We start from the raw sequence: 2,951 nt of genomic DNA, 5'->3' as shown, positions 1-2,951 counted from the left end.
GACGAGGCTCCATCGAGATTGACGTTGGCGCGAAGAAGTGCGAGTGACGAGCACGCTAGCGTCGATCTCGCTCACCGAAGCCTCGCATTCGCTGCCGACAAGTGCGCCAGCACGGTGTCGACGAATTGACGACTCACGACACTAGGTTCACCGAGCGAGAGCTAGGCCCCGGCCCGGACCTGCTTCGCCGCGGCGACCATGTTCCGCAGGGCGGCGGTCACCTCGTCGACCGAGCGGGTTTTGAGCCCGCAGTCGGGATTGACCCACAACCGTTGCGGGGGAAGCGCTTTCAGCGCGGCGCGCAGCGACTTCGCCATCTCTCCTGCGCTGGGCACCCGTGGCGAGTGGATGTCGTAGACGCCCGGCCCCACGCTGTTGGAGAAGCCGACCGAGTTCAGGTCGTCCAGCACCTCCATGTGCGAGCGCGCCGCCTCCAGGGACGTGACGTCGGCGTCCAGGTCGGCGATGGCCCCGATCACCTCACCGAATTCCGAGTAGCACAGATGGGTGTGGATCTGCGTCGAGTCGGCGACACCCGAGGTCGCCAACCGGAAAGCCGCCACGGCCCAACGCACGTAGTCGTCCTGCTGTGCGCGCCGCAGGGGTAGCAGCTCGCGCAGCGCGGGCTCGTCGACTTGGATCAGCGCGATGCCGGCGGCCTGCAGGTCCTCGGTCTCGTCGCGGATGGCCAGCGCCACCTGGTTGGCGGTGTCGGCCAGCGGCTGGTCGTCGCGGACGAACGACCAGGCCAGGATCGTGACGGGTCCGGTCAGCATGCCCTTCACCGGTTTGTCGGTCAGGGATTGCGCGTAGCTGATCCACTCGACCGTCATCGGGTGGGGCCGCGACACGTCCCCGTACAGGATCGGCGGGCGCACGCAGCGGCTGCCATACGACTGCACCCAGCCGTTCTGCGTGGCGAAGAAGCCCTCCAGCTGCTCGGCGAAGTACTGCACCATGTCGTTGCGCTCCGGCTCGCCGTGCACCAACACATCGAGCCCGAGCTTCTCCTGCAGCTTGACGACGTCGGCGATCTCCTGCTTCATCTTGCCGACGTACTCGGCCTCGTCGATCTCGCCGGCCCGAAAAGCCGCACGCGCCTTGCGGATCGCCGACGTCTGCGGGTAGGAGCCGATCGTCGTCGTCGGGAGGGGGGGCAGATGCAGGCGTTCCTCCTGCTGGGCGCGGCGACGCGCGGCGTCGCCGCGGCGCGTGCCCGAGGCGAGGATCGAGGTGATACGCGCCCGGACGTGGTCGTTGTGCAACCGTGGATCGCCGCGGCGCGATGCCACGGCGGCGTTGGACGCCGCTATCTCGTCGCCGACGGAGTCCCGTCCATCGCACAGTGCGCGCGCGAGAAGGACGACCTCGCGTACCTTTTCAGCCCCGAACGCCAACCAGCTGCGCAGGTTGTCGTCGAGTCCGGTTTCGGGCTCCAGCGAGTACGGCACGTGCAGCGTCGAGCACGATGTCGAAACCGCGACGGAAGCGGCCGAACCCAGCAGGCTGGCCAATGTGCTCAAAGCCGACTCCAGGTCCGTGCGCCAGACGTTGCGCCCGTCGACCACGCCGGCCACCAGCGTCTTGCCGGCGAGCTCGGGCACCGCCGCGACCTGGGTTCCGGGGCCGGCGACCAGGTCCACGCCGATCGCTTCGACGGGCGTGCGGGCCAGCCCGCCCAAGGAAGCGCCGGGGTCGCCGAAGTAGGTGGCGACGCAGATGGCGGGCCGGTTGCTCACCGAGCCCAGCGCGTTGTAGACCGCCTCGGCCAGCGCGGGAGCGTCGGGGGAGATGTCGGTCACCAGCGCCGGCTCGTCGAACTGCACCCACCGCGCACCGTGATCGGCGAGCAGCGACAACAGCTCGGAGTAAATGGGCACCAGCTCTTCGAGCCGGTCGATCGGCGCGCCCGCGCCGTTGATGCCCTTGCTGAGCAGCAGGAAGGTGATCGGGCCGATGACGACCGGGCGGGCCGGAATTCCCTGTCCGAGGGCTTCTTTCAGCTCGGAGAGCACCTTACCCGGGTTCAGCGCGAACCGGGTCGCGGGCTCGATCTCGGGGACCAGGTAGTGGTAGTTGGTGTCGAACCACTTGGTCATCTCCAGCGGCGCGATTTCGTTGTTACCGCGCGCCAGGGCGAAGTACCGGTCCAGCTCGTCGGAGATGTCGGTGGCCCGGGCCGGCAGCGCGCCCAGCATGACCGCCGTGTCGAGCATCTGGTCGTAATACGAGAAGGTGTTGACCGGCACCGAATCCAATCCGGCGGAGGCTAAGTGAGACCACATGTCGCGGCGCAATGTCGCGGCAACGGACTCCAGCTCCGATCGGCTGGTGCGTCCCGCCCAATAGCCTTCGGTCGCGCGTTTGAGTTCGCGTTTCGGGCCGATGCGGGGGGAGCCGGTAACCGTGGCGGTGAAGCGTTGAGAGGTCATGAATCGTCCTATCCATCGACGTGGGTGGTTCACCGCCGACGGACGCGCAGCCATTCCGCTTTGCCCGGCACGCCTTTGGCGCACCATCGCAAAGCGCACAGCCAAACGCCCGGTCCACGAGGCGATGAGCCGCCGGACGCGGCACGTCCGGCACGGCTGGCAGGTCTTCGGACTCGCAGGCGCGCACCCGGTGGTGCTCCTAATGGCCGTCGCTTCCCAGTCCCAGGGGACCAGTGCTTTTGTGACGGCGGTCGTTCCTGCATACCGCTGCGGGACAGTCCCGGACTCTCACCGGGTTCCCTCACGAGGCATTGCTAACGTGCCTCGCTCGATGCCGTCGCCGCGTGATACGTCGACGGCAGACCAGCTGCGTAGTGGAGCTTACTCAGCCCGCCAGCGCCTTGGCGATGGGGACGTCGCCGTTGTTGAAGTCGATGGTTCGGCCGATCGTCGAATCGTCCGCCAGGGCGGCGGCCACCACATGCGCGACGTCCGCGCGGGAGACCTCCCCATTGCCCT

1 protein-coding gene, 1 pseudogene and 1 riboswitch are annotated in these 2,951 nt (G+C 67.9%); the gene and the pseudogene both read right to left on the bottom strand.

The window, feature by feature from the left end:
- Nucleotides 1-161: 161 nt before the first annotated feature.
- Nucleotides 162-2,432, bottom strand: coding sequence for a 5-methyltetrahydropteroyltriglutamate--homocysteine S-methyltransferase (metE, locus tag ACLP9N_RS07200; RefSeq protein ID WP_442406744.1), 2,271 nt, complete (start codon nt 2,430-2,432; stop codon nt 162-164).
- A 141-nt stretch (nt 2,433-2,573) separates the two neighbouring features.
- A riboswitch (cobalamin riboswitch) is annotated at nt 2,574-2,815 on the bottom strand.
- Between the two features lie 2 nt (nt 2,816-2,817).
- A pseudogene (locus ACLP9N_RS07195) lies at nt 2,818-2,951 on the bottom strand (NAD-dependent dehydratase); the annotation flags it as partial.

Source organism: Mycobacterium sp. (assembly GCF_052144515.1).
In the GTDB taxonomy this organism is placed as follows: domain Bacteria; phylum Actinomycetota; class Actinomycetes; order Mycobacteriales; family Mycobacteriaceae; genus Mycobacterium.
Note: the sequence above shows the minus strand (reverse complement) of the source record. Positions and strands in the feature narration are given on the sequence as shown.

Bases quoted from the DNA above. Each gene is read 5' to 3' on its own strand.
- metE (WP_442406744.1), bottom strand. From the start codon at position 2,432: ATGACCTCTCAACGCTTCACCGCCACGGTTACCGGCTCCCCCCGCATC.